The organism is Sphingobium fuliginis (genome assembly GCF_004152845.1).
Taxonomy (GTDB): domain Bacteria; phylum Pseudomonadota; class Alphaproteobacteria; order Sphingomonadales; family Sphingomonadaceae; genus Sphingobium; species Sphingobium fuliginis.
In genome coordinates this window covers 745,775-771,614 of record NZ_SEON01000002.1, presented here as the reverse complement: position 1 = coordinate 771,614, position 25,840 = coordinate 745,775, and the positions used below count along the sequence as shown (strand labels likewise).

Below are 25,840 nucleotides of genomic sequence, written 5' to 3'. Positions count from 1 at the left end.
AAACATGAAACTGCTTAAGCTCGTCCCGGACAACACCAATATCGGCTTCGTCAAGCTGCGCCACTGGGCCTTTGCCCTGACGGCGCTGCTGACGGTGCTGGCGGTCGGCGCGACCTTCTACAAGGGGCTGAACCTGGGCGTCGACTTTGTCGGCGGCCTGATGATCGAGGCGAAGTTCGAAACGCCGCCGCAGACCGACAAGGTGCGCACGGTAATCGACCGCCTGGGCGTCGGCGACGGTTCGCTCCAGCAGTTCGGCGATCCGAAAACGGTGCAGATCCGCCTCCCTCTGCCGGAACAGGGCGGCGCTGGCGCGGCCAACGCCATCGTCGAAAAGGCGCGCAAGGCGATGACGGCGGAATTCCCCGGCGTCACCTTCTCCCGCTACGACACGGTGTCGGGCAAGGTGTCGGGCGAACTGATCCAGAACGGCGTGCTGGCGGTGATGCTGGCGGTGATCGGCATCGCGATCTTCTCCTGGTTCCGCTATGAATGGCAGTTCGGCGTCTCGACCTTCGTCGCGATCATGCACGACGTGCTGATGACGCTGGGCTTCTTCGCCATCACCCAGCTCGAATTCGACCTCAACATCGTCGCCGCCGTGCTGACCATCGTGGGCTATTCGATCAACGACAAGATGGTGATCGACGACCGCATCCGCGAAAATATGCGCAAATATCGCAAGATGGACATGAAGTCGCTGATCGACCTGTCGGTCAACGAAACGCTGCCGCGCACGGTCATGACCTCGGTCACGGTGCTGCTGGCGCTGGGCGCGCTGCTGCTGCTGGGCGGCCATGTGCTGCGCGGCTTCACCGCGGCCATGATGCTGGGCATCATCGTCGGCACCTATTCGTCGGTCTATGTCTCCTCCTCGCTGCTCATCAGCCTGGGCCTGTCGCCTGCCACGGCGGAGAAGAAGGCGAGCAAGGTCAATATCGCCGCCCAGGCCGAGCGGATGGGCCCGCGCGACGACGGGGCGCGACCCTGAACGGGAACCGCTCCGGCATAGAGCTGCGCCGCGATGAATCGGGGCAGGGGCCGATCGTCACCGGCTTTCAGGGGCGGGGTTTTCGGGTCCGCGACGATGTCTTTCCCGAAGGCCTGCTGCTCTCCCCGGTGCGGGCGCTCGCCTGGCAGGATGCGCCGCCCGTCGATGCGCTGACGGTGGCGCATCTGGGCGACCTGTTCGACCTCGACGTCCAGCCGGAATTCCTGCTGGTCGGCACGGGCGCCGCCCTGCGCCAGCCGCCGCGCGCCTTCGTGCGCGAACTGGAGGGGCGCGGCATCGGCGTGGAGGTGATGGACAGCCGCGCCGCCGCCCGCGCCTGGGGCGTGCTGCGCGCCGAGGAACGGTGGATCGTCGCGGCCCTCATGCCGCTTGTCTGAGGGGGCTGTCCGCCCCGCCTTGCGCTTTCCTGTTCCTTTGCCTACTCTTGTCGCCAAGTTCCGGCGCTTTTCGGCGCTGGCGAAGAAGAAAAGAGATACGGCCATGGTGCAGCACAGCCGCCCATCGCCGCAGAGTTCCGGCCCGGCCGGCGGAATTTCGGGCAAGGGGGTCCGTTCCGGTCAGGGCAATGGGAGCAAGGCTGCGGCCCTCACTCCCCCGTCGAAATCGCGGGGCCTTTTGCCTCATCCGCTGCGCGGACGCCGGTCCTACGCGGCCATCGACCTTGGCACCAATAATTGCCGCCTGCTGATCGCCAAGCCATCGGCGGACGGCTTCATCGTCGTCGACGCCTTTTCGCGAATCGTGCGGCTGGGGGAGGGGCTTGCCGCTTCCGGCCGGATCAGCGACGCCGCCATAGAGCGCGCGATTTCCGCCCTGTCGGTCTGCGCCGACAAGCTGCGCCGCCGGCACGTCACCCTGGCCCGCTCGGTCGCGACGGAGGCGTGCCGCCGCGCCTCCAACGGGGCCGAATTCATCCAGCGCGTCTATCGGGAAACCGGCATCGCCCTCGACATCATCAGCGCGCAGGAAGAGGCGCGGCTGGCGGTGCTCGGCTGCCACGCGCTGCTGGAGCCGGGCGACGGCCCCGCGCTCATCTTCGACATTGGCGGTGGCTCGACCGAACTGGTGCTGGTGGACGCCAATCGCGCCGGCGCGCCGCATATCGTCGATTGGGTGAGCGCCCCCTGGGGCGTGGTCTCCCTGACGGAGAGCGAGCCTTTCGACCATGCCGATCCCATGGACCGGCTGTCCGCCTATGCCCGGATGCGCGCCCGCGTGGCGGATGCCTTCGCGCCGCTGGCCCGCCGCCTGCCGGCTCCGCAGGCGGATATCCGCCTGCTCGGCACGTCGGGCACGGTGACGACGCTGGCCAGCCTGCATCTCGACCTGCCGCGCTACGACCGGCAGGCGATCGACGGGCTGATCGTGCCGTCGACGTCGATGCGAGCGATTTCGGCGCGGCTGTCCTCCATGCCCCTGGCGGAGCGGCAGAAGCTGCCCTGCATCGGGACGGAGCGGGCCGATCTGGTCGTTGCGGGCTGCGCCATCCTGGAATCCATCCTCGACATCTGGCCCGCCCAGCGCCTGGGCGTGGCTGATCGCGGCATTCGCGAGGGCATATTGCGCGGCCTGATGGACCGCGACGGAGTGAAGATGTGAGAGGCCCCCTGTGAGAGGTACCGGTGCCGGCAAGGTGCGGGTCAAGACGGCGAAGGGGCGGACGGCACAGTCCACCCGCTGGCTCGAACGCCAGTTGAACGACCCCTATGTCCGCCGCGCCAAGGCGGAGGGGTGGCGCAGCCGCGCCGCCTTCAAGCTGATCGAACTGGACGAGAAGTTCCATTTCGTAAAGGGGTCCCGCGCGGTGGTCGACCTGGGCGTGGCGCCTGGCGGCTGGGCGCAGGTGGTGCGGAAACTCTGCCCCAAGGCGAAGGTGGTGGGCATCGACCTGCTGCCGACCGATCCCATTCCGGGCGTCACCCTGTTCCAGATGGACTTCATGGACGACAGCGCGCCCGCCCTGCTGGCGGAGGCGCTGGGCGACGCGCCCGATCTGGTCATTTCCGACATGGCGGCGAACACCGTCGGCCATGCCGCGACCGACCATCTGCGCACCATGGGGCTGGTCGAGGCGGCGGCCATGTTCGCGGTGGAGAATCTGCGCAAGGGCGGCACTTTCGTGGCCAAGGTGTTCGCGGGCGGCACCGACGCCGACCTGCTCGCCATCCTCAAAAGGCATTTCACCACGATCAAGCATGCCAAGCCGCCCGCCAGCCGCAAGGGCAGCGTCGAATGGTATGTCGTGGCGCAGGGCTTCAAGGGCCGCCCGGAAGAGGGCTGATCCGTCCACCATCACCAAGAGATTGAAATGCCTCCCTGTTCCTGCGAAGGCAGGAACCCGGTTCGGCCCCTGACGCGGCACTCCTGCCCTCGCGGGAGCGCCATGGAGGCCGTCCGGGGCATGGGGGAACATCATTGGTTTCGACGGTATCGACGGTCGCCTATCTGGGGCTGGAAGCGCGCGGCGTGGAGGTTCAGTGCCAGCTCGTTCCCGGCCTTCCCAATTTCATCGTCGTCGGCCTGCCGGACAAGGCGGTCGCGGAAAGCCGGGAGCGGGTGCGCAACGCCATCGCCGCCATCGGCCTTTCGCTGCCGCCCAAGCGGATCACCGTGAACCTCTCGCCCGCCGACCTTCCCAAGGAGGGGTCGCATTTCGACCTCCCCATCGCGCTGGCCCTGCTCGGCGCCATGGGCGTGATCGATGCCGAGACGCTGGCGGGCTATGTCGTCGTGGGCGAGCTGGGTCTGGACGGCCGCATCGCTCCGACGCCCGGCGTGCTGCTCGCCGCGCTCCATGCGGGGGAGCGGGAACTGGGCCTCGTCTGCCCGGTGGCGCAGGGCGCCGAAGCCGCCTGGGCCGGTCAGGTGGAGGTGATCGCCGCGCCCGACCTGCTGGCCATCCTCAACCATTTCAAGGGCGCCGCCGCCCTCTCGCCGCCGCAGCCCGGGCAGGTGGAGCCGCCGATCCGGACCGCGGACCTCAGGCAGGTCAAGGGGCAGGAAAGCGCCAAGCGCGCGCTGGAGATCGCGGCGGCGGGCGGCCATAATCTGCTGATGGTCGGCCCGCCCGGCGCGGGCAAGTCGCTGATGGCGAGCTGCCTGCCCGGCATCCTGCCCGAACTGACGCCGGGCGAGGCGCTGGAAACCTCCATGGTGGCCAGCGTCGCCGGCACGCTGGAGGGCGGCCGGATCAGCCGCGCCCGTCCCTTCCGCAATCCGCATCACAGCGCCTCCATGGCGGCGCTGGTCGGCGGCGGGCACAAGGCGCGGCCGGGCGAGGTCAGCATGGCGCATCTGGGCGTGCTGTTCCTCGACGAACTGCCCGAATTCCAGCGGACGGTGCTCGATTCGCTGCGGCAGCCCCTGGAGACGGGGGAAGTCACCGTGGCGCGGGCCAATGCGCATGTCACCTTCCCGGCGCGGGTGCAGCTGGTGGCGGCGATGAACCCCTGCCGCTGCGGCCATCTGGGCGATCCGGCGCTGGCCTGTTCCCGCGCCCCCCGCTGCGCGGCGGACTATCAGGCCAAGGTGTCGGGACCGCTGCTCGACCGCATCGACCTGCATGTGGAGGTGCAGGCGGTGACGGCGGCGGACCTGGTCCTGCCCCCGCCCGCCGAAGGATCGGCGGAGGTCGCGGTCCGGGTCGCCGCCGCACGGGCCGTGCAGACGCGCCGCTATGAAGGGACGTCGCTGCGCACCAATGCGGAGGTCGATGGAGAGCGGCTGGAGGATGTCGCCGGGCCGGATCAGGCCGGGCGCGAACTGCTGGCGCAGGCGGCTGCGGCGATGAAGCTGTCGGCGCGGGGCTATACCCGCGTGCTGCGCGTGGCGCGGACCATCGCCGATCTGGCGGGGGCGGATCGCGTCGGGCGCGTCCATGTGGCCGAAGCGCTCAGCTACAGGCGGCGGGCCCCGGTGAACTGACGGCGCCCGACCCGGCCGGGTCGGCCCTCCACGGCATCGCCCGGAAAGCCGGCGCCCGCTTTTCTACGCCCTGTTAAAGCTTGCCGGGTTCCGTCATGACCACGTCCATGTCCGCCATGGCCAGCCGCAGCAACTCCACCATGCCGTTGCGCGCGGCGGCCGTGTCGCGGGTGGCGATGGCGCGATAGACCGCCTTGTGATCGGGCAGGGGATCGCGCGGCAGCAGCTTCTTGCGATGCTTGAAGGTGGTGGTCCAACTCACCGCCGCCCCCACCGAACTGGCCAGCGCGGCGAGCGCGTCATTATGCGTCGCCGCCAGCACCGCATGATGGAAACGCTGGTCCGCCGCCCGCCCTTCCGGCGTCGAAAGGCCGTGCTTTTCCATCTCGTCCAGCGCCCGCGCCATGATCGCCAGTTGCTCGTCGGTCCGCCGCCGCGCCGCGAATTCGGCCGCCGCCGGTTCGATCACGCCGCGCAGTTCGAACAGGTCGCGGATGAAGTCGCGGTCCGGCTCCCCCGCGAACATCCAGGCGAGCATTTCCGGGTCCAGCACATTCCATCGGCTGCGCGGCAGCACGCGGGTACCGGCCTTGGGCCGGCTTTCCAGCATTCCCTTGGCGATCAGGATGCGCACCGCCTCGCGATAGGCGGTGCGGGATACGTGAAGCCGCTCCGACGCCTCGATCTCCCCCTCGAACAGGTCGCCGGGCTTGTGGACGCCCATCAGGATCGCCGTGCCCAATTGCCGGGCGATGGCCTGATGGATGCGAAGCGAGCCTTCGTCCGTCGCGAATTTGCGTTCCGTTACGTCCTTGCGCTCGCTTCCCAATGTTCAGGCCCCCCCGGTTCAGTCCTCGAAGGCCGTCGTAGGGCAATGCCGCCCACAAAGGAAGGCGTCCGCCACCAAACGCAGCGGCGCGATGTCGGCGTCGATCGCCCGGTCCTCGACCAGCCCCACGAAGCGGCGATACATGGCCGGATATTCCTCGTCCGGCGCCTTGATCTGGATTTCCCCGTCCAGGCGCAGCATATTGCCGCCCTCCGACAGCAGCAGGCTGCCATTCGCCGTCTCGACCGCGATGTCCCATGTCTGCGGGCCGGTCTGGCGCCAGTCGAACACGGCCTCGACCGTCGCGCCCGACGCCGTCGCCATGCTCAGCGCGGCGCCGATGGGCGCGTCCCTGTTCTCCGGCACTTCCAGGCTGGCCGACAGCATCGTCACCGGCTCCGGCACGATCTCCGTCAGGATCGACAGGGCGTTGATGCCCGGATCGAACACGCCGAACCCGCCCGCTTCCCAGATCCACGGCTGGCCCGGATGCCAGTGGCGGACATCCTCGCGCCACTGGATGTCGATGTGCCGGATCGTGCGCTCCGCCACCCACGCCTTCGCCTGCGCGACCGCGGCGGCATAGCGGCTGTGCCAGCTTGCATAAAGGGTGACGCCCTGCGCGCGGGCGAGGGCGATCAGCGCCTCCACTTCCGACACGGTGGCGCCCGGCGGCTTTTCCAGGAAGACGTGCTTGCCCGCCAGGATCGCCTGCCGCGCCGCCTGGTATCGGACCTGCGGCGGCTGGCAGAGGATCACGGCGTCCATGTCCGGCTCCCCCGCCAGCATCGCGTCCATATCGGGATAGTTGTTCACGCCCTCGCCCCGCGCATTGCGGCTGGCGACGGCGACAAGGTCTATGCCGCCGGTCTTCGCGATGGCGGGAAGGTGCTGGTCGCGGGCGATCTTGCCCAGGCCCACAAGGCCTGCCCTGATGGTCATAGGACTTTCACCTTCGTCTTGCCCTCGTCCGCCGCGCGGCGCAGGCCGTTGCGCACGGGCAGGGTGAAGGGCGCGGCCTCCACCTCGAACACATCGCCTTCCTGCGCGGCGAAGCCTTCCGAAAAGGAAAGGGTGGCGGTGCCGAAGAAATGGACATGGATGTCGCCCGGACGGCGGAACAGGCCATATTTGAAATGATGATGTTCCAGATTGTCGATCCGGTGGGACATGTTGGTCTCGCCGGAAAGGAAGGGCTTTTCCCACACCGTCACGCCATTGCGGACGATGCGGCTGGTGCCGCGCAGGTCCTCCGGCAGGTCGCCCAGCAGCAGTTCGGGGCCCAGCGCGGCCTGACGCAGCTTGCTGTGCGCAAGCCACAGATAATTGCCGCGTTCGGTCACATGATCGGAAAATTCATTGCCGATGGCAAAGCCGAGGCGAACCGGCGCGCCGTCCCCGTCGATCAGGTAGATGCCGGCGACCTCCGGCTCCTCCCCGCCATCCTCCGCGAAGGCCGGCATGGTGAAATCCTCGCCGGGATGGACCAGTATCTGGCCGTCGCCCTTGTAGAACCATTCGGGCTGCGCGCCGACGCCGCCGTCGGCGGGCTTGCCGCCCTCCACGCCCATCAGGAACATGCGCATGCTGTCGGTCAGATCGCCCGACGCGGCCGCCTTGTGCATCTTGTCGCGGCCTTCCGCCGAGCCGAGATGGGTGAGGCCGGTGCCCGCGACCAGCAGGTGCGCGGCATCCTCATGGTCGATGGGGCAGAGCAGCCGGACGGCGGAAAGGTCCACCGCCCCGCCCAGCCGCGCTTCCGCCATGGCGGCCAGGCCCTGCCCGGCCGCAATCGCCTCCAGCGCCAGCGCGCGGGTGGAGCTTGCGCCCTCCACGCGCCGGGCCGCGCCGGTCCGGTCGAGGGCGGCGACGCCGCGGCGGCCGCCTTCCTCGAACTGGACCAGCGACCGGATCATGGATTCATCCACGGACGGCATCACCGGGCGATCTCCAGCCTGCCCTCGATACGGCGGTTGAGCTTCCACGGATTGGCGGCCTGCAAGGCGGGCGGCAGCACCGCGTCGGCCACGTCCTGATAGCAGACCGGGCGCAGGAAGCGCATGATCGCCAGCGTGCCCACGGACGTCGAACGGCCGTCAGAGGTCGAGGGGAAGGGGCCGCCATGCACCATGGCATGGGTGACTTCCACCCCGGTCGGCCAGCCATTCGCCAGCACGCGTCCGACCTTGCGGGACAGGGTGGGCAGCAGCTTCGCGGCATCGGCCTGGTCGCTGTCGTCCATCTGGAGCGTCGCGGTCAACTGGCCCTCCATCCGGGCGATGGTGTCGATGACCTCCTCGATCGTCGCGCATTTGACGAGGATGGAGGAGGAACCGAACACTTCATGCGCCAGCGCCGGATTGGCGCGGAACTGCTCGCCGCTGGCGGCGAACAGCGCGTGCTGGCCGCGATTGACGCCGTCCGCCGCCGCGCCGCGCGCGATGGTGGTGACGCCCTCCGCCCCGGCCAGCGCCGCGACGCCCTTTTCATAGGCGGCATGGATGCCGGGCGTCAGCATGACCTGCGCCGCATTGGCCGACAGCGCCTGGGCCGCCGCAGCGACGAAACGGTCCAGATCGGGGCTGTCGAGCGCGATCACCAGCCCGGGATTGGTGCAGAACTGGCCCGAAAACAGCGTCAGCGATCCGACGAAGGCGGCGCCCAGCGCTTCGGCCCGGGCGGCCAGCGCGCCGGGCAGCAGCACGACCGGGTTGATGCTCGACATTTCGGCATAGATCGGGATCGGCTCGTCGCGCCCGGCCGCGATCTTCATGAGGGCAAGGCCGCCGCCGCGCGACCCGGTGAAGCCCACCGCCTTGATGCGCGGATCGGCCACCAGCGCGCCGCCCAGGTCGTTGGTCGTGCCGGGCAGGTAGGAAAACACGCCTTCATGCAGGCCGCTGGCCTCGACCGCCGCGGCGATGGCGCGGGCGACCAGTTCGCCGGTGCCGGGATGGGCCGGATGGCCCTTCACCACCACCGGGCAACCCGCCGCGAAGGCCGATGCGGTGTCGCCGCCCGCGACCGAGAAGGCGAGCGGGAAGTTGGACGCGCCGAACACCGCGACCGGTCCGACCGGCTGGTTGACGCGGCGCAGGTCGCTGCGCGGCAGCGGCTGCCGCTCCGGCAAGGCCTTGTCGATGGTGGCGTCCAGCCAGTCGCCCTGGCGGACATAGCCTGCGAACAGGCGAAGCTGGCCGACGGTGCGGCCCCGCTCGCCTTCCAGCCGCCCGCGCGGCAGGCCGGTCTCGCTCATGGCGGTGGTGATCAGCAGGTCGCCAATGGCCATGATCCCGTCGGCCACCGCCTCCAGAAAGGCGGCGCGGGCGTCGGGCGTCAGCGTGGAGAAGCTCTCGAACGCGGCATCCGCCAGCGCGCAGGCGTCCGCGACATCGGCGGCCGAGGCGTTGTGAAAGGCGATCCCGCCCTTCGCGCCGGTCGACGGGTCGATGGCGAAGAAGGGCTCGCCGCCCTGGCGCTCGCTCGCGCCGACAAGAATGGCTCCGTTGAACATGGGGATAAACTCCGAAATGGGGGATTAATGATTGTCGCGCGGCAGGCCCATGGTCTGGGCAATGCGCTGATATTTCTCCGCGCCCTCCAGGATCGCGCCGCTGTTCAGCTGGCCGACGACGGAGCGCTGGATTTCCTGCCACGGCGTCTGCGAGGCGGGATAGGGATAGCCGCCCTCCGCCTCCAGCGCCGCCCGGCGGCCGGCCAGTTCCTCGTCGGGAATGAGGACGTTCACCGTGCCCCTGTTCAGGTCCATCCGCACCCGGTCGCCGGTCCGCAGCAGCGCCAGGCCGCCCATGGCCGCCGCTTCGGGCGAGGCATTGAGGATGGAGGGACTGCCCGAAGTCCCCGACTGCCGCCCGTCCCCGATGCAGGGCAGGGCGGACACGCCCTCGGTGATGAGGTAGGCGGGCGGCCGCATGTTCACCACCTCTGCCGCGCCCGGATAGCCGACCGGGCCGGCGCCGCGCATGAACAGCAGCGTATCGGGCGTGATGCCGACGGTCGGATCGTCGATCCGCGCATGATAATCCTCCGGCCCGTCGAACACGACCGCCGGCCCTTCAAAGGCGTTGGGATCTTCGGGGTTGGACAGATAGCGCTGGCGGAACTCGTCCGAAATCACGCTGGTCTTCATCACCGCCGCGTCGAACAGATTGCCCGACAGCACGAGGAACCCGGCCTCCTCCTTCAGCGGCTGGGCGAAGGGACGGATGACCTTCTCGTCCTCGATCTCCGCGCCCCGGCAATTCTCGCCCATTGTCTTGCCGTTGACGGTCATCGCGCCCTCGCGGATCAGCCCCTGCCCGATCAGCTGGCCCACCACCGCCGGCACGCCGCCGGCGCGATAATAATCCTCGCCCAGATATTCGCCCGCGGGCTGGAGGTTCACCAGCAGCGGCACCTTGTGCCCCACCGTCTCCCAGTCCTTGAGCGGCAGCTCCACCCCCACATGGCGCGCGATCGCCGCCAGGTGGATCGGCGCGTTGGTCGACCCGCCAATGGCCGAATTGACGACGATGGCGTTGTGGAACGCGTCCAGCGTCAGGATGTCGGACGGCTTCAGGTCCTCCGCCACCATCTCGACGATGCGCTTGCCGGTGAGGTAGGCGACCTCCTGCCGGTCGCGATAGGGCGCGGGGATCGCCGCCGATCCCGGCAGCATCATGCCCAGCGCCTCGGCCAGCGAGTTCATCGTCGTCGCCGTGCCCATGGTGTTGCAATAGCCGGTCGACGGCGCGGAGGACGCCACCAGCTTGATGAAGCCCTCATCGTCGATCTTGCCCGCGGCCAGCAATTGCCGCGCATGCCAGACGATGGTGCCCGAACCCGTCCGCTCGCCCTTGAACCAGCCGTTCAGCATCGGCCCGACCGACAGGGCGATGGCGGGGATGTTGACCGTCGCCGCCGCCATCAGCAGCGCGGGCGTCGTCTTGTCGCAGCCCGTGGTCAGCACCACCCCGTCCAGCGGATAGCCGTAGATCGCCTCGACCAGCCCCAGATAGGCCAGGTTGCGGTCCAGCCCCGCCGTCGGCCGCTTGCCGGTTTCCTGGATCGGGTGGACCGGAAACTCCAGCGCGATGCCGCCCATCTCCCGAATGCCCTCGCGCACGCGCTCGGCCAGCACCATATGATGGCGGTTGCAGGGCGACAGGTCGCTGCCGGTCTGGGCGATGCCGATGATCGGCTTGCCGCTGCGCAGTTCGTCCAGGCTCAGGCCGAAATTCAGATAACGCTCCAGATAGAGCGCGGTCATGTCTATATTGTCTGGGTTGTCGAACCAGGCGCGGCTGCGCAGCTTGTTGGCGGGCTTGGACGAATCGCTCATTGAGAAGGCACCCTGTCGAAGAAAATGGTCAATGGATTCTCGGGCACGTTGACGCGCTTGCCTCTCCGATATACTCATACAAATAGAAATTCAAGGATGGTTCGGGCCAAGTGACGAATTTGCTGAGCCGCTACGAGGTCGTCGGGGACTGGGGCACCAGCCGCCTGCGGCTGTTCCGTATCGAGCAGGGCCGCGTCACCGCCCGCCATGACGGCCCCGGCATCGCTGCGGCGGCCGGGCAGGCGGAAGCGGCCTTCGCCGCCACCATCGCCCCCTGGCTGGAGGAAGCCGCGCCGACGGAAATACGCCTTTGCGGCATGGCCGGCGCCCGCGACGGCTGGGTGGAGGCGCCCTATGCGGATTGCCCCGCCGACGCCGCGACCTGGCGTGCGGCGGCGGCGCGGTTCGACTGGCGCGGCGTGCCCGTCGCGATCATGGCGGGCCTCGCCTGCACCGGGACGACCGGCGCGCCCGACCTCATGCGCGGAGAGGAAACGCAGATATTCGGCGCCATCGCGCGCGATCCGGCGCTGGGGCAGGGCCGCCGGCTCATCGTCCTGCCCGGCACCCACAATAAATGGGCGGTGGTGCAGGATGGCCGCGTCACCTCCTTCCGCACCATGCCGACGGGGGAGCTTTTCGCCCTGCTGCGGGATCGTTCCACCCTGGGCGCGCCGGCCGACCGGCCCGATCCGGCGCAGGAGGCGCAGGGCTTCGCGGACGGCCTGCGCCGGGCGGAGGAGGAGGGGCGTCTGCTCTCCTCCCTGTTCGCCGCGCGCAGCATGCGGCTGCGCGCCGGACGTTCGGCGGACTGGCCGGCAGGCTATCTGTCGGGCCTGCTGATCGGGTCGGAGGTCGCGGAAATCCTCGCCACGTCCGGACTCGCCACGTCCGGACAGGCGGACGACATATGGCTGATCGGGGACGCCCGGCTCTCGGTGCGCTACGCCCAGGCGCTGGGCAGGCGCGGCGTGCCGAGCGAGACGCTGGACGGCGACGCCTGCTCGCTCGCTGGTCTGTCCTGATGGGGGCCTGTCCTGATGGGGGCTGTCCTGATGAGGACCGGGGAGGAGAGAGGCTGTTCCCGCCGCCCCATCCGCCAACGCCCCATCCCTCCAATGCCCCATCTCACGGAGACCCCTCATGACCCTGGACGACCTGCTCGCCGAAGGCGCGCCGCCCATTTGCGCGATCCTGCACGGCATCGGGCCGGAGGAAGCGCTTGCAGTCGGCGCCGCCCTGATAGGGGCGGGCACCCGCATTCTCGAACTTCCCTTCAACTCGGGATTCAGCCCACCTGCCGCGCTCCGTTCCGGTCCAGCATGTCGCGCACCTTGGCGGCCAGTTCGGCATAGGTGAACGGCTTGGTCAGCAGTTCCACGCCCGGATCGAGCCGCCCGTGATGGATGATGGCGTTGCGCGCATAGCCGGTGGCGAACAGCACCCTCAGCCCCGGCCGCTCCGCGCGCGCCTGTTGCGCGATGTCGGCCCCGGTCATGCCGCCGGGCAGGATGACGTCGGTGAACAGCAGGTCGATGGACTGCGAAGCGCTGTCCAGCGCCTGCAAGGCCGCCGCGCCGTCATTCGCCTCGATCACCCGATAGCCCAGTTCCTTCAGCACATCGACGGTATAGGCGCGCACCTTCTCGTCATCCTCGCACACCAGCACCGTCTCGTCGCCGCCGCATATCGGCGCGGCGCGGTCCACCGACCCGGTGTCGTTGTCCGGCAGCGGACCGTAGAAGCGGGGAAGGTAGATCTTGACCGTCGTGCCATGGCCGCTTTCGGAATAGACGCGGATATGGCCGCCGGACTGCTTGATGAAGCCATAGACCATCGACAGGCCAAGGCCGGTGCCCCGCCCGACCTCCTTGGTGGTGAAGAAGGGTTCGATGGCGTGGCTCAGCACCTCCTCGTCCATGCCCTCGCCCGTATCGGACACGCTGATCAGCACATATTGGCCGGGCTTTACCTCCACCTCCTGCGCGGCATAATCCTCGTCGATATGGGTATTGGCCACCTCTATGGTCAGCTTGCCGCCGTCCGGCATGGCGTCGCGCGCATTCACCGCCAGGTTCAGCAGCGCATTCTCCATCTGGTTGACGTCGATCTCGATCGGCCAGATGCGCGCGCTCTGGATCGTCTCCACCTCTATCGTCTCGCCCAATGTGCGGTTGAGCAGGTCGGACATGCCGCTGACCAGCCGGTTGGGGTCGATCCGCTCGGGCGCCAGCGGCTGGCGGCGGGAAAAGGCGAGCAGCCGCTGCGTCAGCAGCGCGGCGCGCTCCGCGCCCGCCATGGCATTGTCGGCGGCGCGCCGCAGCCGCGCCTGATCCTCGTGAAGGCCGCGTTGCAGCAGTTCCAGATTGCCGGTGACGATCTGCAGCAGATTGTTGAAGTCATGCGCGACGCCGCCGGTCAACTGGCCCAGCGTCTCCATCTTCTGCGCCTGCCGCAGCGCCTCTTCCGCCTCCGCCAGCGCCCGGGCATGGGCGCGCTGCTCGGTCACGTCGCGGGCGACGCAATAGATAAGGTCGTTTTCCGGCACCGCCGTCCAGCTGAAATTGCGGTAGCTGCCGTCCTTCGCCCGGAACCGGTTTTCGAATCGCACCGTCGGCATGCCCCGCGCCAGCCCGGCGATCTCCCCCTTCGTCTTCTCCAGATCGTCGGGATGCTCCATCCATTCGGACGTGCGCCCGATCAGGTCCGCCTCGCTCCATCCCAATATTTCGGTCCAGGCGGGGCTGGCGGCCAGCCAAGTGCCGTCCCGGTCGGCGACCAGGAACGGGTCGCGCGCCAATGCCCAGAGGCGGGCGCGATCGGCGCGCATCTCCTTTTCCGCGACCACCCTCTTGGTCGTCTCGCTGACGATGCACAGCGCGCCGCCGACGGAGCCGTCCGTCTCGAACACCGGGGAATAGTTGATGTCGAAGAACACCTGTTCGCCCTGTCCGCCGTCCCGCTCGATATAGAAGGGGCGGTCCTTGGCATGCACGGACTGCCCCTGGTCGACGACGGAACGCAGCAGCGGCTCCAGATCGTCCCACAGTTCCGTCCACCCCTCCCGCGCCGGGCGGCCCAGCACGCGGGGATGCTTGTCCCCGATGGTGGGCGCATAGGCTTCGTTGTAGAGCGCGCAGAGATCGGGGCCCCAGAACAGCACGATCTCCGCCTGCGACGACAGCATCAGCCGGACGGTCGACACCAGCGCCGGGGACCAGCCGTGCACCGGCCCCAGCGGCGATCCGGCGTCGATGCGCGCGGTCAGGGCGCCCAGCGGCCCCTGCGCGGCGATCATCTCCGCTATGCCCGGCGCGCCGCTCATCGATTATCCTCGGTCAGCCTGTTCATAGGGCGAGATACGCCTGTCCGGCGCTTTGTATCCGTTCAGGCAGAAGGCGTTACGACCTTTTGTCCACCGGTCAGGGTTATCCTTGCAACAGGCGAAACAAGCGCGCATGGATCGGCGCCATGACCGCGACGACCCTGAGCCGCCCCGCCACCGCCGTCCCACGCCCCGCGCCGATCGCGCGCTGGCTGCTGACGGTCGCCGCCCTCGTCTTCTGCATGGTCGTGGTCGGCGGCATCACCCGCCTGACCGAATCCGGCCTGTCGATCACGCAATGGAAACCGATCAGCGGCGCCATCCCGCCGCTGACCCACGACCAGTGGATGGAGGCGTTTCGCGCCTATCAGCAGATTCCCGAATATCGGCAGTTGCGGCAGGGCATGACGCTGGGCGATTTCCAGTTCATCTTCTTCTGGGAATGGGTGCACCGGCTGCTCGGGCGGCTGATCGGCGTCGCCTTCGCGCTGCCGCTGCTCTGGTTCGCGTGGAAACGGGCGATCCCGCAGGGCTATGGCTTCCGTCTCGTCGCGCTGCTGGCGCTTGGCGGGCTGCAGGGCGCGATCGGCTGGTGGATGGTGGAATCGGGCCTGTCGGTGCGCACCGACGTCAGCCATTACCGGCTGGCGGTGCATCTGCTGACGGCGCTGTTCATCATGGGCGGGCTGATCTGGACCGCGCTCGACCTGCTGACCCGTGCGAAGACCCCCTTCGCCAGGCCCGCCATGCTCCATCCCTTCGCGGTGGTCGCGCTGCTGGCGCTGCTGGTGCAGCTCATGTTCGGCGCCTTCACCGCCGGTCTGGACGCGGGCTATGTCTCCAGCACCTGGCCGCTGATGAACGACCATCTGGTGCCGGAGGGGATCGAATGGCTGGGTTCGCTCTGGGCCACCCTTTCCAGCGATCCCTATCTCGTCCATTTCATCCATCGCTGGTGGGCCTGGGTCGCCGCGATCCTGCTGGTCATGCTGGCGCGCATGGCGAAGCAGGCGGGGCAGCGCGGCCCCTCCATCGCGATCAACGCGGCGGTGGGCACGCAGGTCGCGCTCGGCATCGCCACGGTCATTAGCGGCATCGCCCTGCCGCTGGCGGTGCTGCACCAGGCGGTCGGCGCGCTGGTGGTGGCGTCCGCGACCTGGGGCGCCCATGCGCTGGGGGAACGCCGGGGATGAGCGCCGTCGCGCTCGTCTACACGCTGTTCGGCTCGCGCGAGGCCGCGACCCGCATCGCCCGCCAGCTGGTGGAGGAAAGGCTGGCCGCCTGCGCGAACCTGCTGGGGGAGGCGACCTCCATCTACGAATGGAACGGCGCGGTCGATACCGCGGCGGAGGTGCCCGTCCTCTTCAAGACCGCGCCCGCCCGCCGTGACGCGCTGATGGCGCGCATCGCGGAACTGCACGATTATCGGGTTCCGGCGATCCTCGCTCTGCCCGTAGACGCCGCCCACGCCGCCTTCGCCCGGTGGGTGGACGATCGGACGGGCTGATCGACAGGTATTATTTTACCCGTCAGCAAAGCCGCCGAATCTCTTGACTTGCGCCCTTCCACCCGTCATTAGCCCGCATCTTCCGAAAGCTGGAAACAGCCTTCAATTCACTGTTTCATTCTTGGAGTATTGGCACCATGAAGGCGCTGATGAAGACCACCAAGCCGGCGACCCCGGCCACGGTCGAAAAGAAGTGGGTCCTGATCGACGCGGAAGGCCTCGTCGTCGGCCGCCTCGCCTCGACCGTCGCGAACATCCTGCGCGGCAAGCACAAGCCGAGCTTCACCCCCCATGTCGATTGCGGTGACAATGTCATCATCATCAACGCGGAAAAGGTGAAGTTCACCGGCCGCAAGCTGACCGACAAGGTCTATTACAAGCACACCGGCTATGCCGGCGGCATCAAGGAAACCACCCCCCAGAAGGTTCTGGAAGGCCGTTTCCCCGAACGCGTCCTGGAAAAGGCCGTCGAGCGCATGATCCCCCGCGGTCCGCTGGGCCGTCAGCAGATGCGCAACCTGCGCATCTTCGCCGGCGCCGAACATCCGCACGCCGCGCAGAACCCCGAAGTGCTCGACTTCGCGTCGCGCAACCGCAAGAACAAGGTGGGTGCATAATGTCCGATAACCGCCAGTCTCTGTCCGACCTCGCGTCGCTGACCGCCAACGCTCCGGCCGCTGCCGAAACCGTCGCCGCCGACGCGCCGATCGCTCCGGTCCAGCCCTCGGCTCCGCTGCGCGCCCAGGAAATCGACAGCCTCGGCCGCGCCTATGCGACCGGCCGCCGCAAGGATGCCGTCGCCCGCGTCTGGGTGAAGCCCGGCACCGGCAAGATCACGGTCAACGGCCGCGATCAGGAAATCTACTTCGCCCGCCCGACCCTGCGTCTGGTGATCAACCAGCCCTTCGGCGTCACCGAGCGCGAAGGCCAGTATGACGTGATCGCCACCGTCAAGGGCGGCGGCCTGTCCGGCCAGGCCGGCGCAGTCAAGCACGGCATCGCCCAGGCGCTCGCCAAGTACGAGCCGGCGCTGCGCAGCGCGGTCAAGGCCGAAGGCTTCCTGACCCGCGACAGCCGCGCCGTCGAGCGCAAGAAGTACGGCAAGGCCAAGGCCCGCCGCAGCTTCCAGTTCTCGAAGCGCTGATCGGTTCGACCGTTACGAATGCAAGGGAAGGGGTCGGGTTTCCGGCCCCTTTTCCTTTTGGGGCAGATGAACCCCCGGCAGGCAGGGCGCGCGGATCAGGCGGAGCTGGAAATCCGGATCAGCCGAAAGCAAAAGCGCTAACCGCGGCCGCCGACATCCGCCAGGCGCGCCGTGGCGATCTGCTGGATCTGGAGGACATCCTTGCGCGCCTCCAGGAAGCGGCGGGGATTGATGGCATTGCCGTTCACCCGCACCTCGAAATGAAGATGCGGCCCCGTGGAGCGGCCTGTCGATCCCATCCGCGCAATGGCGTCGCCGCGCGCCACCTGCTGGCCGACCCGCGCGCTGAAGCCCGAAAGATGGGCATATCGGGTCAGGATGCCATTGCCATGGGTGACCTCGACCACATTGCCATAGCCGTTGCGCTGGCCCACGAAGCTGACCTTGCCCGATGCGGCCGCCAGGATCGGCTGGCCCATGCTGCCGGGAAAATCCAGACCCGCGTGAAAGGCCGCATGGCCGTTGAACGGATCGCTCCGATAGCCATAGCTGCTGCTCAGCATCGGCGTCGCCGTGGGCTTGCCGGAGGGGATGGCGAGCAGGCTCCCTTCCAGAAATTCCATGCGGGACAGCGCCTGGGCGAGCTTTTCGAACTCGTCCGGCAGGACGTCCTGCCCTTCCCATGGCACGAAAGGGCCGCCCTGTGCGCGGGCCGCCGTGCGGGCGAGGCTGTCGGGATTGAGGCCGAAGCTGCGGATCGCGGCGGCGGCCTTGTCGGCACGATGCCGGACGGCGTCGGTCAGCAGGGCGGCAAAACGGCGCTGCCGTGCGTCGATCCGGAACAACGGCGCCGCTTCGGGCGCGACGCTGATCTTGGTGTCGAGCTTGGACGTGCCGTTCCTGGTTCCGCTGTCGGCCTTGCCGACCACATCGCCGGCCGGGGCCGCGCCCTCCTGACCGAAATGCGTGCGGTAGAGGTCGTCCATGAAATCCTGGCGTTCCTGCAACTCCTGCGCGAGCTGGTCGACCGACTTGCGGTAGCGCTCGACCTGGCTGGCGCTGTTGGCAACGGCCTTGTCACGGGCGGCGAGGGCGGCGCGCTCCTGCTCGATCTCCGCGTTGTTGGCGGCCATGGACAGGGATAGCGCAAGCCCACCGATCAAGGCGGAAGAGAGCAGGCCGACCGTGGCGAGCTGCGCCCTGCGCGAGATACGGATGAACTTCACCTGGCCGCCGGAGCGCAGGAAAATCTCCCGTTCCGGACACAGCTTCGAACACCGGGCAGTCATGCCGGCCCAGAGGGCGGCTGCCCCCATCTTGCTCCATTGCGACAATTGCGACCCCGCGTGCTTTTTTAGTGAACGGGGCGCTAACAAAAGGAATCGAGTCGCGCGAATCCGGGGGAGCGGAGTCGTGACGAGTCGAAAGATGAACGGGGTGAAACGTGGAACCGGGCAAAGGGTTCCGGTCCCCCGCGAAATTTTTGCCGGCGCTCTCCGCCCTTCGCAAACCGGCCTCGCCAGCCTCTGCGGCGCTGGATAGAAAGGCGTCATCTCCTGGCGTCCCCGCCACGTCGGATCGGGACGGGGCGGATCGTCGGGCCTGTTCTTGACCGGCGGCCGCCACATGGCTATAGGCGCGCCTGCCCAAAGGCCGGAATGGACGGATTCGTTCGCGCCGAACCCCGGTCCTCAGGGCATCAGAGCTGAACATTGCCGGTGCTCTTGCGGCTCCGGGCGGGTTTCCGCCGGAGCCTTTGCTGTTTGGAGGCGATTCGTTTTCCAGGCCGCAAGGAACGCGGGAATGCATGCGGTAAAGTAACTGAAAGAGGTGAAGGGCTTCATGCCAACGATCAACCAGCTGGTCCGCAAGGGCCGCGAACTGCAGAAGACCAAGTCGAAGGTCCCTGCAATGGAAGCGAACCCGCAGAAGCGCGGCGTTTGCACCCGTGTCTACACGACGACCCCGAAGAAGCCGAACTCGGCTCTCCGCAAGGTGGCGAAGGTGCGCCTGGTCAACCAGCGCGAAGTCATCACCTACATTCCGGGCGAAGGCCACAACCTTCAGGAGCACAGCGTCGTGCTGATCCGCGGCGGCCGCGTGCGCGACCTTCCCGGTGTGCGCTATCATGTGCTGCGCGGCGTTCTGGATACCCAGGGCGTCAAGGACCGCAAGCAGAGCCGTTCGAAGTACGGCGCCAAGCGTCCGAAGTAAGGGGAGACCAGTAATATGTCACGTCGTCGTCGCCCCGAAAAGCGCGTCATCCTGCCCGATCCCAAATTCGGTGATGTCGTGCTGTCGAAGTTCATGAACAGCATCATGCAGGACGGCAAGAAGGCCGTCGCCGAGTCCATCGTGTACGGCGCTCTCGACACTGTCGAGGCGAAGTCCAAGAAGGACCCGATCGCCATGTTCCATGACGCGCTGAACAATGTGAAGCCCGGCATCGAGGTCCGCAGCCGCCGCGTCGGCGGTGCGACCTACCAGGTCCCCGTCGAAGTGCGCCCGGAGCGCGCCCAGGCGCTGGCGATCCGCTGGCTGATCACCGCGTCGCGCAACCGCAGCGAAACCACCATGGCCGCCCGCCTGTCGGGTGAACTGCTGGACGCCGCCAACAACCGCGGCAATGCCGTCAAGAAGCGCGAAGACACGCACCGCATGGCGGAAGCGAACCGCGCCTTCTCGCACTATCGCTGGTAATCCGGCGCTGGAAAAAGGCGAAGCGGGCGCCCATATCGTCCGCTTCCTCTCATGGTTTCGAAAAATCGGTCCGTTCGCCACGGGTGGCTACCCATGGCGGACGGATTGGTTTAGGGGCCACGCGCAGATTTAACGAATCCCCAACCGCCGGCGCGCCGGCAACGGAGAAGCATCATGGCCCGCAGCCATCCGCTCGAACGCTATCGCAATTTCGGTATCATGGCGCATATCGACGCCGGCAAGACCACCACGACCGAGCGTATCCTTTACTATACCGGCAAGTCCTACAAGATCGGCGAAGTCCATGACGGCGCCGCCACCATGGACTGGATGGAGCAGGAGCAGGAGCGTGGGATCACCATCACGTCGGCTGCGACGACCTGCTTCTGGAACGATCATCGCCTGAACATCATCGACACCCCCGGCCACGTCGACTTCACCATTGAAGTCGAGCGTTCGCTGCGCGTGCTCGATGGCGCGGTCGCCGCGTTCGACGGCGTCGCGGGCGTTGAGCCGCAGTCGGAAACCGTGTGGCGCCAGGCGGACAAGTACAAGGTTCCGCGGATGTGCTTCATCAACAAGCTCGACCGCACCGGCGCCAACTTCTATTATTGCGTGCAGACGATCATCGACCGTCTGGGCGCCACCCCGGCCGTCCTCTATCTGCCCATCGGCGCGGAATCGGACTTCAAGGGCCTGGTCGACCTGGTCGAGAACCGCGCCATCATCTGGAAGGATGAGAATCTGGGCGCCGAGTTCACCTATGAGGAGATTCCGGCCGACCTCGCCGACAAGGCCGCCGAATATCGCGAGAAGCTGATCGAGCTCGCCGTCGAACAGGACGACGATGCGATGGAAGCCTATCTGGAAGGCAATCTGCCCGACGTCGCCACGCTCAAGAAGCTGATCCGCAAGGGCACGCTGGGCCATGCCTTCGTGCCGGTGCTGTGCGGTTCGGCGTTCAAGAACAAGGGCGTGCAGCCGCTGCTCGACGCGGTGGTCGACTATCTGCCCTCGCCGCTCGACATTCCCGACGTTCAGGGCATCAACCCCGATACCGACGAGCCCGACAGCCGCAAGACGGCCGACGATGCGCCCTTCTCGGGTCTGGCGTTCAAGATCATGAACGACCCGTTCGTGGGTTCGCTCACCTTCCTGCGCGTCTATTCGGGCACGCTGACCAAGGGCAGCTATCTGAACTCGGTCAAGGACAAGAAGGAAAAGATCGGCCGCATGCTCCTCATGCACGCCAACTCGCGTGAGGACATCGACACCGCCTATGCCGGCGACATCGTCGCCCTGGCGGGCCTCAAGGAAACCACCACCGGCGATACGCTGTGCGCCGAGCGCCAGCCGATCATCCTGGAGCGGATGGAATTCCCCGAGCCGGTGATCGAGCTGTCGGTCGAACCCAAGACCAAGGCCGACCAGGAAAAGATGGGCATCGCGCTCAACCGCCTGGCCGCCGAGGATCCGTCCTTCCGCGTCTCGACCGACCACGAATCGGGCCAGACCATCATCAAGGGCATGGGCGAACTGCACCTCGAAATCCTCGTCGACCGCATGAAGCGCGAGTTCAAGGTCGAGGCCAATGTCGGCGCGCCGCAGGTCGCCTATCGCGAATATCTCGCGAAGAAGGTCGACATCGACTACACCCACAAGAAGCAGTCGGGCGGCTCGGGCCAGTTCGGCCGCGTCAAGGTCACCGTCATCCCCGGCGAGCGCGGTTCGGGCTACCAGTTCTTCGACGAGATCAAGGGCGGCAACATCCCGCGCGAATATATCCCGTCGGTGGAAAAGGGCTTCCGCGAGACGGCCGAGACCGGTCATCTCATCGGCTTCCCGATCATCGACTTCGAAGTCCACCTGACGGACGGCGCCTATCACGACGTCGACTCGTCGGCCCTGGCCTTTGAAATCTGCGCCCGCGGCGCCATGCGCGAGGCGGCCGCCAAGTCGGGCATCAAGCTGCTTGAACCGATCATGAAGGTCGAGGTCGTGACCCCGGAGGAATATCTGGGCGACGTCATCGGCGACATGAACAGCCGCCGCGGCCAGATCCAGGGCACCGACAGCCGCGGCAACGCGCAGGTGGTCGAGGCGATGGTCCCGCTGGCCAACATGTTCGGCTATGTGAACCAGCTTCGCTCGTTCACCCAGGGGCGCGCGAACTACTCGATGATCTTCTCGCACTATGACGAAGTGCCGCAGAATGTGGCGGACGAGGTCAAGGCGAAGATGGCCTGATGAATTTCCCGGGCCGGGCCGCGCAAGCGGCTCGGTTTTGGGCTGGCATTCTCTAAATTTGCTGCTATGGACGCGCCTTCGCGAGGCGCGGCCGAGCGGTCAGACCAAAGCTGATTTGATTAGAAGGTAGGATAAAATGGCTAAGGCTAAGTTTGAGCGGAACAAGCCGCACTGCAACATCGGCACCATCGGTCACGTCGACCATGGCAAGACCTCGCTGACCGCGGCGATCACCAAGGTGCTCGCCGAAACCGGCGGCGCGACCTTCGTCGACTATGCCAATATCGACAAGGCGCCCGAAGAGCGCGAGCGCGGCATCACCATCTCGACCGCCCACGTCGAATATGAGACCGAAGCCCGTCACTACGCGCACGTCGACTGCCCGGGTCACGCCGACTACGTCAAGAACATGATCACCGGCGCGGCCCAGATGGACGGCGCGATCCTCGTCGTTTCGGCCACCGACGGCCCGATGCCGCAGACCCGCGAGCACATCCTGCTCGCCCGCCAGGTCGGCGTGCCGCAGCTCGTCGTGTTCATGAACAAGGTCGACCTCGTCGACGATCCGGAAATCCTGGAACTGGTCGAGCTGGAAATCCGCGAGCTGCTGTCGTCCTACGACTTCGACGGCGACAACATCCCCGTCATCCCCGGTTCGGCCGTCAAGGCTCTGGACGGTTCGAACGACGAAATCGGCAAGAACGCCGTTCTGAAGCTGATGGCCGCTGTCGACTCGTTCATCCCGCAGCCGGAGCGTCCGGTCGATCGTCCGTTCCTGATGCCGATCGAAGACGTGTTCTCGATCTCGGGTCGCGGCACCGTCGTGACCGGCCGCGTCGAGACCGGCATCGTCAAGGTTGGCGAGGAAGTCGAGATCGTCGGTCTGAAGGATACCCGCAAGACCACCGTGACCGGCGTCGAAATGTTCCGCAAGCTGCTCGATCAGGGTGAGGCCGGCGACAACATCGGCGCGCTGATCCGTGGCGTGGGCCGTGAAGAAGTCGAGCGCGGTCAGGTTCTGGCCAAGCCCGGCACCATCACCCCGCACACCGAGTTCGACGCGGAAGTCTACGTCCTGTCGAAGGAAGAAGGCGGCCGTCACACTCCGTTCTTCGCCAACTATCGTCCGCAGTTCTACTTCCGCACCACCGACGTGACCGGCGAAGTGATCCTGCCCGAGGGCACCGAGATGGTCATGCCCGGCGATAACGTGAAGCTCGGCGTGAAGCTGATCGCCCCGATCGCGATGGACGCGGGTCTCCGCTTCGCCATCCGCGAAGGCGGCCGCACCGTCGGCGCAGGGGTTGTCGGCACGATCTCGAAGTAATATAGGACCGCAGCGGCGCGAATCGCCTGATTCGCGCCGCTGAGTTTTTTACCGCCCCGGATCGCCTTTCTCCGGCTCCAGTCGAGCTAGAAGGGCAAGGAACGGGGCGGATATTTTTTGGTTGGCGCATTTTCATAAATCATCGGCTGCTCCGGCTGATTTCTGAAAATGCTCCGGGTTTTGGCTCTTTCGCATCGGTACAGGAACAATGGACAGCAACATCCGCATTCGCCTCAAGGCGTTCGATCATCGCGTGCTCGATCAGGCGACCGGCGACATCGCCGACACCGCCCGCCGCACCGGCGCCCTTATCCGCGGTCCGATTCCCCTTCCGACGCGCATCGAAAAGTTCACGGTCAACCGTGGCCCGCACATCGACAAGAAGTCGCGCGAGCAGTTCGAGGTCCGCACCTACAAGCGCATGCTTGACATTGTGCAGCCGACGCCGCAGACGGTCGACGCGCTGATGAAGCTGGATCTGGCTGCCGGCGTGAACGTCGAAATCAAGCTGGCCTGAAGCCGGCAAGTCCCTGCCAACCCGCAAGGTGGGCAGGGTATCGGGCATTCCGCTGGCCGGAAGCTCAAAAGACACAGGGATACCGCACGGCCTCTCCGGTGAACCGGAAAGGGCTCGTGGTCCTGGTCCCCCGTCGCTGGTCCCGAATAGGGGTCGGCATCCAACCCGGACGGGGTGATCTATATTGGGGTTGGGCCGCGAGGGAGAAATCCTGAGCGGTTTTTTCGTTGGATACGCCCGCTGCTAAGGCGGGCCTCTATGGGAGTAATCGGTGATGCGCACAGGCGTGATCGCTAAGAAAGTCGGGATGACCCGTCTGTTCCAGGAGGACGGACGTCATATTCCGGTTACGGTTCTGGCCCTTGAGGGCAATCAGGTCGTGGCCCGCAAGGAAACCGATCGCGACGGCTATGTCGCGGTTCAGCTCGGTGCGGGCGTCGCGAAGGTCAAGAATGTCGCCAAGCCGCAGCGCGGTCACTTCGCCAAGGCGGAAGTGGAGCCGAAAGCGCGCCTGGTCGAATTCCGCGTTGCCGAGGATGCGCTCCTCGATGTCGGCGCCGAGATCGCGGCCGACCACTTCATCGCCGGCCAGCTGGTCGACGTTGCCGGCCACACCCAGGGTAAGGGTTTCGCCGGCGCCATGAAGCGCTGGGGCTTCGGCGGTATGCGCGCCACCCACGGCGTCTCGATCAGCCACCGTGCCCATGGTTCGACCGGTAACCGTCAGGACCCGGGCCGCGTCTTCAAGAACAAGAAGATGGCCGGTCACATGGGTGACCGCGAGCGCACCCAGCAGAATCTCGAAATCGTCCGCACGGACGTCGAGCGCGGCCTGCTGTTCGTCAAGGGCAGCGTCCCCGGCGCCAAGGGCACCTGGCTGACCGTCTGCGACGCCGTCAAGGTCAAGCGTCCAGCCGACGCTCCCTATCCGGCGAGCCTGAAGCAGGCTGCCAACAGCAACAACGCTCCGGCCGAAACGCCCGCTGAAGAAGCGGCCGCTCCCGAAGCGACCGAAGGCCAGGAGGGCTAATCATGAAGGTCAAGGTACAGACCCTCGATGCCGCAGCCGCCGGTGAAGTGGAACTGAACGATGCCGTGTTCGGCGTCGAACCCCGCACCGACATCCTGCACCGCGTCGTCACCTGGCAACTCGAAAAGCGTCGCGCCCCGGCCCGCGCCACCCGCGAGCGTTCGGACGTTGCCCGCACCGGCAAGAAGTTCGGCCGCCAGAAGGGCGGCGGCACCGCCCGTCACGGCGACCGCAAGGCGCCCGTGTTCATCGGCGGTGGTAAGGCGCACGGCGCCCGCGCCCGCACCTTCGGCCACGACCTCAACAAGAAGGTTCGTGCGCTCGGCCTGAAAATGGCCCTGTCGTCGAAGGCCAAGGACGGATCGCTGATCGTTCTCGACAATCTCGACGTGGCGGAAGGCAAGACCAAGGCTCTGGTCGCGCACCTCGCCAAGCTGAACCTCAACAAGGCTCTGTTCATCGACGGCGACGCGGTGAACGTCAGCTTCGCGAAGGCTTCGGCGAACATCGTCGGCGTGGACCTGCTGCCGGCCGTCGGCGCCAATGTCTACGACATCCTTAAGGCGGATTCGCTGGTGCTGACGCGCGCCGCGGTCGAAAAGCTGGAGGCGCGTTTCAATGGCTAAGAAAGAAGCCGCGACCGTCGACAACCGTCATTATGACGTCGTTGTCGCGCCGGTCATCACCGAGAAGTCGACCCTTCTCTCCGAGAACAACGCCGTGGTCTTCAAGGTCGCCAACGATGCGTCGAAGCCGGAGATCAAGGCCGCCGTCGAAGCCATTTGGGGCGTGACGGTCAAGAGCGTGAACACGCTGGTCGCCAAGGGCAAGACCAAGAAGTGGAAGGGCAAGCCCTATACGCGCTCGGACGTCAAGAAGGCGATCGTTCGCCTGGCCGATGGCCAGTCGATCGACATCACCGAAGGAGTGCGCTGAC

General features: G+C 66.9%; 25 protein-coding genes. 18 read left to right on the top strand and 7 right to left on the bottom strand.

Features of this window, described 5'->3' with window-relative positions:
- Positions 1-4 precede the first annotated feature (4 nt).
- The 5 genes from secF (at position 5) to EWH10_RS08520 (ending at position 4,936) form a co-directional block, all read left to right on the top strand.
- A complete protein-coding gene (secF, locus tag EWH10_RS08540; protein ID WP_025551591.1) occupies positions 5-991 on the top strand; it encodes a protein translocase subunit SecF in 987 nt (328 codons plus the stop codon).
- The gene (locus EWH10_RS08535; protein ID WP_306303108.1) at positions 988-1,389 is read left to right on the top strand and encodes an Mth938-like domain-containing protein; all 402 of its coding nucleotides are present in this window, start codon (positions 988-990) and stop codon (positions 1,387-1,389) included. Before secF ends, EWH10_RS08535 begins: the two co-directional genes overlap by 4 nt.
- A gap of 103 nt (positions 1,390-1,492) precedes the next feature.
- A complete protein-coding gene (locus EWH10_RS08530) occupies positions 1,493-2,611 on the top strand; it encodes a Ppx/GppA phosphatase family protein (protein ID WP_025551587.1) in 1,119 nt (372 codons plus the stop codon).
- Positions 2,612-2,621: 10 nt separating this feature from the next.
- Positions 2,622-3,293, top strand: a complete 672-nt coding sequence (locus EWH10_RS08525; protein WP_044661324.1) for an RlmE family RNA methyltransferase — start codon at positions 2,622-2,624, stop codon at positions 3,291-3,293.
- A gap of 134 nt (positions 3,294-3,427) precedes the next feature.
- Entirely contained in the window at positions 3,428-4,936 is a 1,509-nt protein-coding gene (locus tag EWH10_RS08520) for a YifB family Mg chelatase-like AAA ATPase (protein WP_044661325.1), read from the top strand.
- A 73-nt stretch (positions 4,937-5,009) separates the two neighbouring features.
- Here EWH10_RS08520 and EWH10_RS08515 read toward each other — a convergent pair whose 3' ends face one another.
- From EWH10_RS08515 to EWH10_RS08495, 5 genes are read right to left on the bottom strand one after another with little or no spacing between them, the layout of a single operon-like run.
- Positions 5,010-5,765 carry a FadR/GntR family transcriptional regulator gene (locus EWH10_RS08515; protein WP_044661326.1) on the bottom strand — a complete coding sequence of 252 codons (756 nt, stop codon included), beginning with the start codon at positions 5,763-5,765 and terminating at the stop codon, positions 5,010-5,012.
- An 18-nt stretch (positions 5,766-5,783) separates the two neighbouring features.
- Entirely contained in the window at positions 5,784-6,707 is a 924-nt protein-coding gene (locus EWH10_RS08510) for a Gfo/Idh/MocA family protein (RefSeq protein WP_044661327.1), read from the bottom strand.
- Entirely contained in the window at positions 6,704-7,681 is a 978-nt protein-coding gene (gene araD1, locus EWH10_RS08505; RefSeq protein ID WP_044662992.1) for an AraD1 family protein, read from the bottom strand. Before araD1 ends, EWH10_RS08510 begins: the two co-directional genes overlap by 4 nt.
- 20 nt (positions 7,682-7,701) lie before the next feature.
- Positions 7,702-9,279 carry an aldehyde dehydrogenase (NADP(+)) gene (locus EWH10_RS08500; RefSeq protein WP_044661328.1) on the bottom strand — a complete coding sequence of 526 codons (1,578 nt, stop codon included), beginning with the start codon at positions 9,277-9,279 and terminating at the stop codon, positions 7,702-7,704.
- A 24-nt stretch (positions 9,280-9,303) separates the two neighbouring features.
- The gene (locus tag EWH10_RS08495) at positions 9,304-11,106 is read right to left on the bottom strand and encodes an IlvD/Edd family dehydratase (protein WP_044661329.1); all 1,803 of its coding nucleotides are present in this window, start codon (positions 11,104-11,106) and stop codon (positions 9,304-9,306) included.
- Positions 11,107-11,228: 122 nt separating this feature from the next.
- Here EWH10_RS08495 and EWH10_RS08490 point away from each other — a divergent pair, with 122 nt between their 5' ends.
- Positions 11,229-12,131 (top strand): 2-dehydro-3-deoxygalactonokinase, encoded by a 903-nt coding sequence (locus EWH10_RS08490; RefSeq protein ID WP_044662993.1) that lies wholly within the window; start codon positions 11,229-11,231, stop codon positions 12,129-12,131.
- Between the two features lie 263 nt (positions 12,132-12,394).
- Here the strand turns inward: EWH10_RS08490 and EWH10_RS08480 are convergent, their stop codons facing one another.
- The gene (locus EWH10_RS08480) at positions 12,395-14,431 is read right to left on the bottom strand and encodes a hybrid sensor histidine kinase/response regulator (RefSeq protein ID WP_229742745.1); all 2,037 of its coding nucleotides are present in this window, start codon (positions 14,429-14,431) and stop codon (positions 12,395-12,397) included.
- Positions 14,432-14,577: 146 nt separating this feature from the next.
- Between EWH10_RS08480 and EWH10_RS08475 the strand changes: the two genes are divergently transcribed.
- The 4 genes from EWH10_RS08475 (at position 14,578) to rpsI (ending at position 17,082) form a co-directional block, all read left to right on the top strand.
- Positions 14,578-15,624 (top strand): COX15/CtaA family protein, encoded by a 1,047-nt coding sequence (locus EWH10_RS08475; protein ID WP_065846899.1) that lies wholly within the window; start codon positions 14,578-14,580, stop codon positions 15,622-15,624.
- Positions 15,621-15,938: a divalent-cation tolerance protein CutA gene (cutA, locus tag EWH10_RS08470; RefSeq protein WP_044661331.1), complete on the top strand. Its 318-nt coding sequence runs from the start codon at positions 15,621-15,623 to the stop codon at positions 15,936-15,938. The genes EWH10_RS08475 and cutA overlap by 4 nt, the downstream gene beginning before the upstream one ends.
- 137 nt (positions 15,939-16,075) lie before the next feature.
- Positions 16,076-16,555: a 50S ribosomal protein L13 gene (gene rplM / locus EWH10_RS08465; RefSeq protein ID WP_007686594.1), complete on the top strand. Its 480-nt coding sequence runs from the start codon at positions 16,076-16,078 to the stop codon at positions 16,553-16,555.
- Positions 16,555-17,082, top strand: a complete 528-nt coding sequence (gene rpsI, locus EWH10_RS08460) for a 30S ribosomal protein S9 (protein WP_044661332.1) — start codon at positions 16,555-16,557, stop codon at positions 17,080-17,082. The genes rplM and rpsI overlap by 1 nt, the downstream gene beginning before the upstream one ends.
- A 137-nt stretch (positions 17,083-17,219) precedes the next feature.
- On the opposite strand, the gene EWH10_RS08455 is transcribed toward rpsI, so the two are convergent.
- Entirely contained in the window at positions 17,220-18,398 is a 1,179-nt protein-coding gene (locus EWH10_RS08455; RefSeq protein WP_044661333.1) for a M23 family metallopeptidase, read from the bottom strand.
- Between the two features lie 526 nt (positions 18,399-18,924).
- Here EWH10_RS08455 and rpsL point away from each other — a divergent pair.
- The 8 genes from rpsL to EWH10_RS08415 all read left to right on the top strand — a co-directional run bounded on the left by rpsL (position 18,925) and on the right by EWH10_RS08415 (position 25,839).
- Complete coding sequence (gene rpsL / locus EWH10_RS08450) at positions 18,925-19,296, top strand: 30S ribosomal protein S12 (protein WP_007686591.1); 372 nt, start codon at positions 18,925-18,927, stop codon at positions 19,294-19,296.
- Positions 19,297-19,311: 15 nt separating this feature from the next.
- Entirely contained in the window at positions 19,312-19,782 is a 471-nt protein-coding gene (rpsG, locus tag EWH10_RS08445) for a 30S ribosomal protein S7 (protein ID WP_007686590.1), read from the top strand.
- Positions 19,783-19,956: 174 nt separating this feature from the next.
- The gene (gene fusA / locus EWH10_RS08440; protein WP_044661334.1) at positions 19,957-22,029 is read left to right on the top strand and encodes an elongation factor G; all 2,073 of its coding nucleotides are present in this window, start codon (positions 19,957-19,959) and stop codon (positions 22,027-22,029) included.
- A 136-nt stretch (positions 22,030-22,165) separates the two neighbouring features.
- Positions 22,166-23,356, top strand: coding sequence for an elongation factor Tu (gene tuf / locus EWH10_RS08435; RefSeq protein WP_025547259.1), 1,191 nt, complete (start codon positions 22,166-22,168; stop codon positions 23,354-23,356).
- A 208-nt stretch (positions 23,357-23,564) separates the two neighbouring features.
- Positions 23,565-23,873, top strand: a complete 309-nt coding sequence (gene rpsJ / locus EWH10_RS08430) for a 30S ribosomal protein S10 (protein ID WP_007686587.1) — start codon at positions 23,565-23,567, stop codon at positions 23,871-23,873.
- Positions 23,874-24,147: 274 nt separating this feature from the next.
- Positions 24,148-24,903, top strand: coding sequence for a 50S ribosomal protein L3 (gene rplC, locus EWH10_RS08425; RefSeq protein ID WP_025547262.1), 756 nt, complete (start codon positions 24,148-24,150; stop codon positions 24,901-24,903).
- A gap of 2 nt (positions 24,904-24,905) precedes the next feature.
- Complete coding sequence (gene rplD / locus EWH10_RS08420) at positions 24,906-25,529, top strand: 50S ribosomal protein L4 (RefSeq protein ID WP_025547264.1); 624 nt, start codon at positions 24,906-24,908, stop codon at positions 25,527-25,529.
- The gene (locus EWH10_RS08415) at positions 25,522-25,839 is read left to right on the top strand and encodes a 50S ribosomal protein L23 (RefSeq protein WP_007686581.1); all 318 of its coding nucleotides are present in this window, start codon (positions 25,522-25,524) and stop codon (positions 25,837-25,839) included. The genes rplD and EWH10_RS08415 overlap by 8 nt, the downstream gene beginning before the upstream one ends.
- Position 25,840 lies beyond the last annotated feature (1 nt).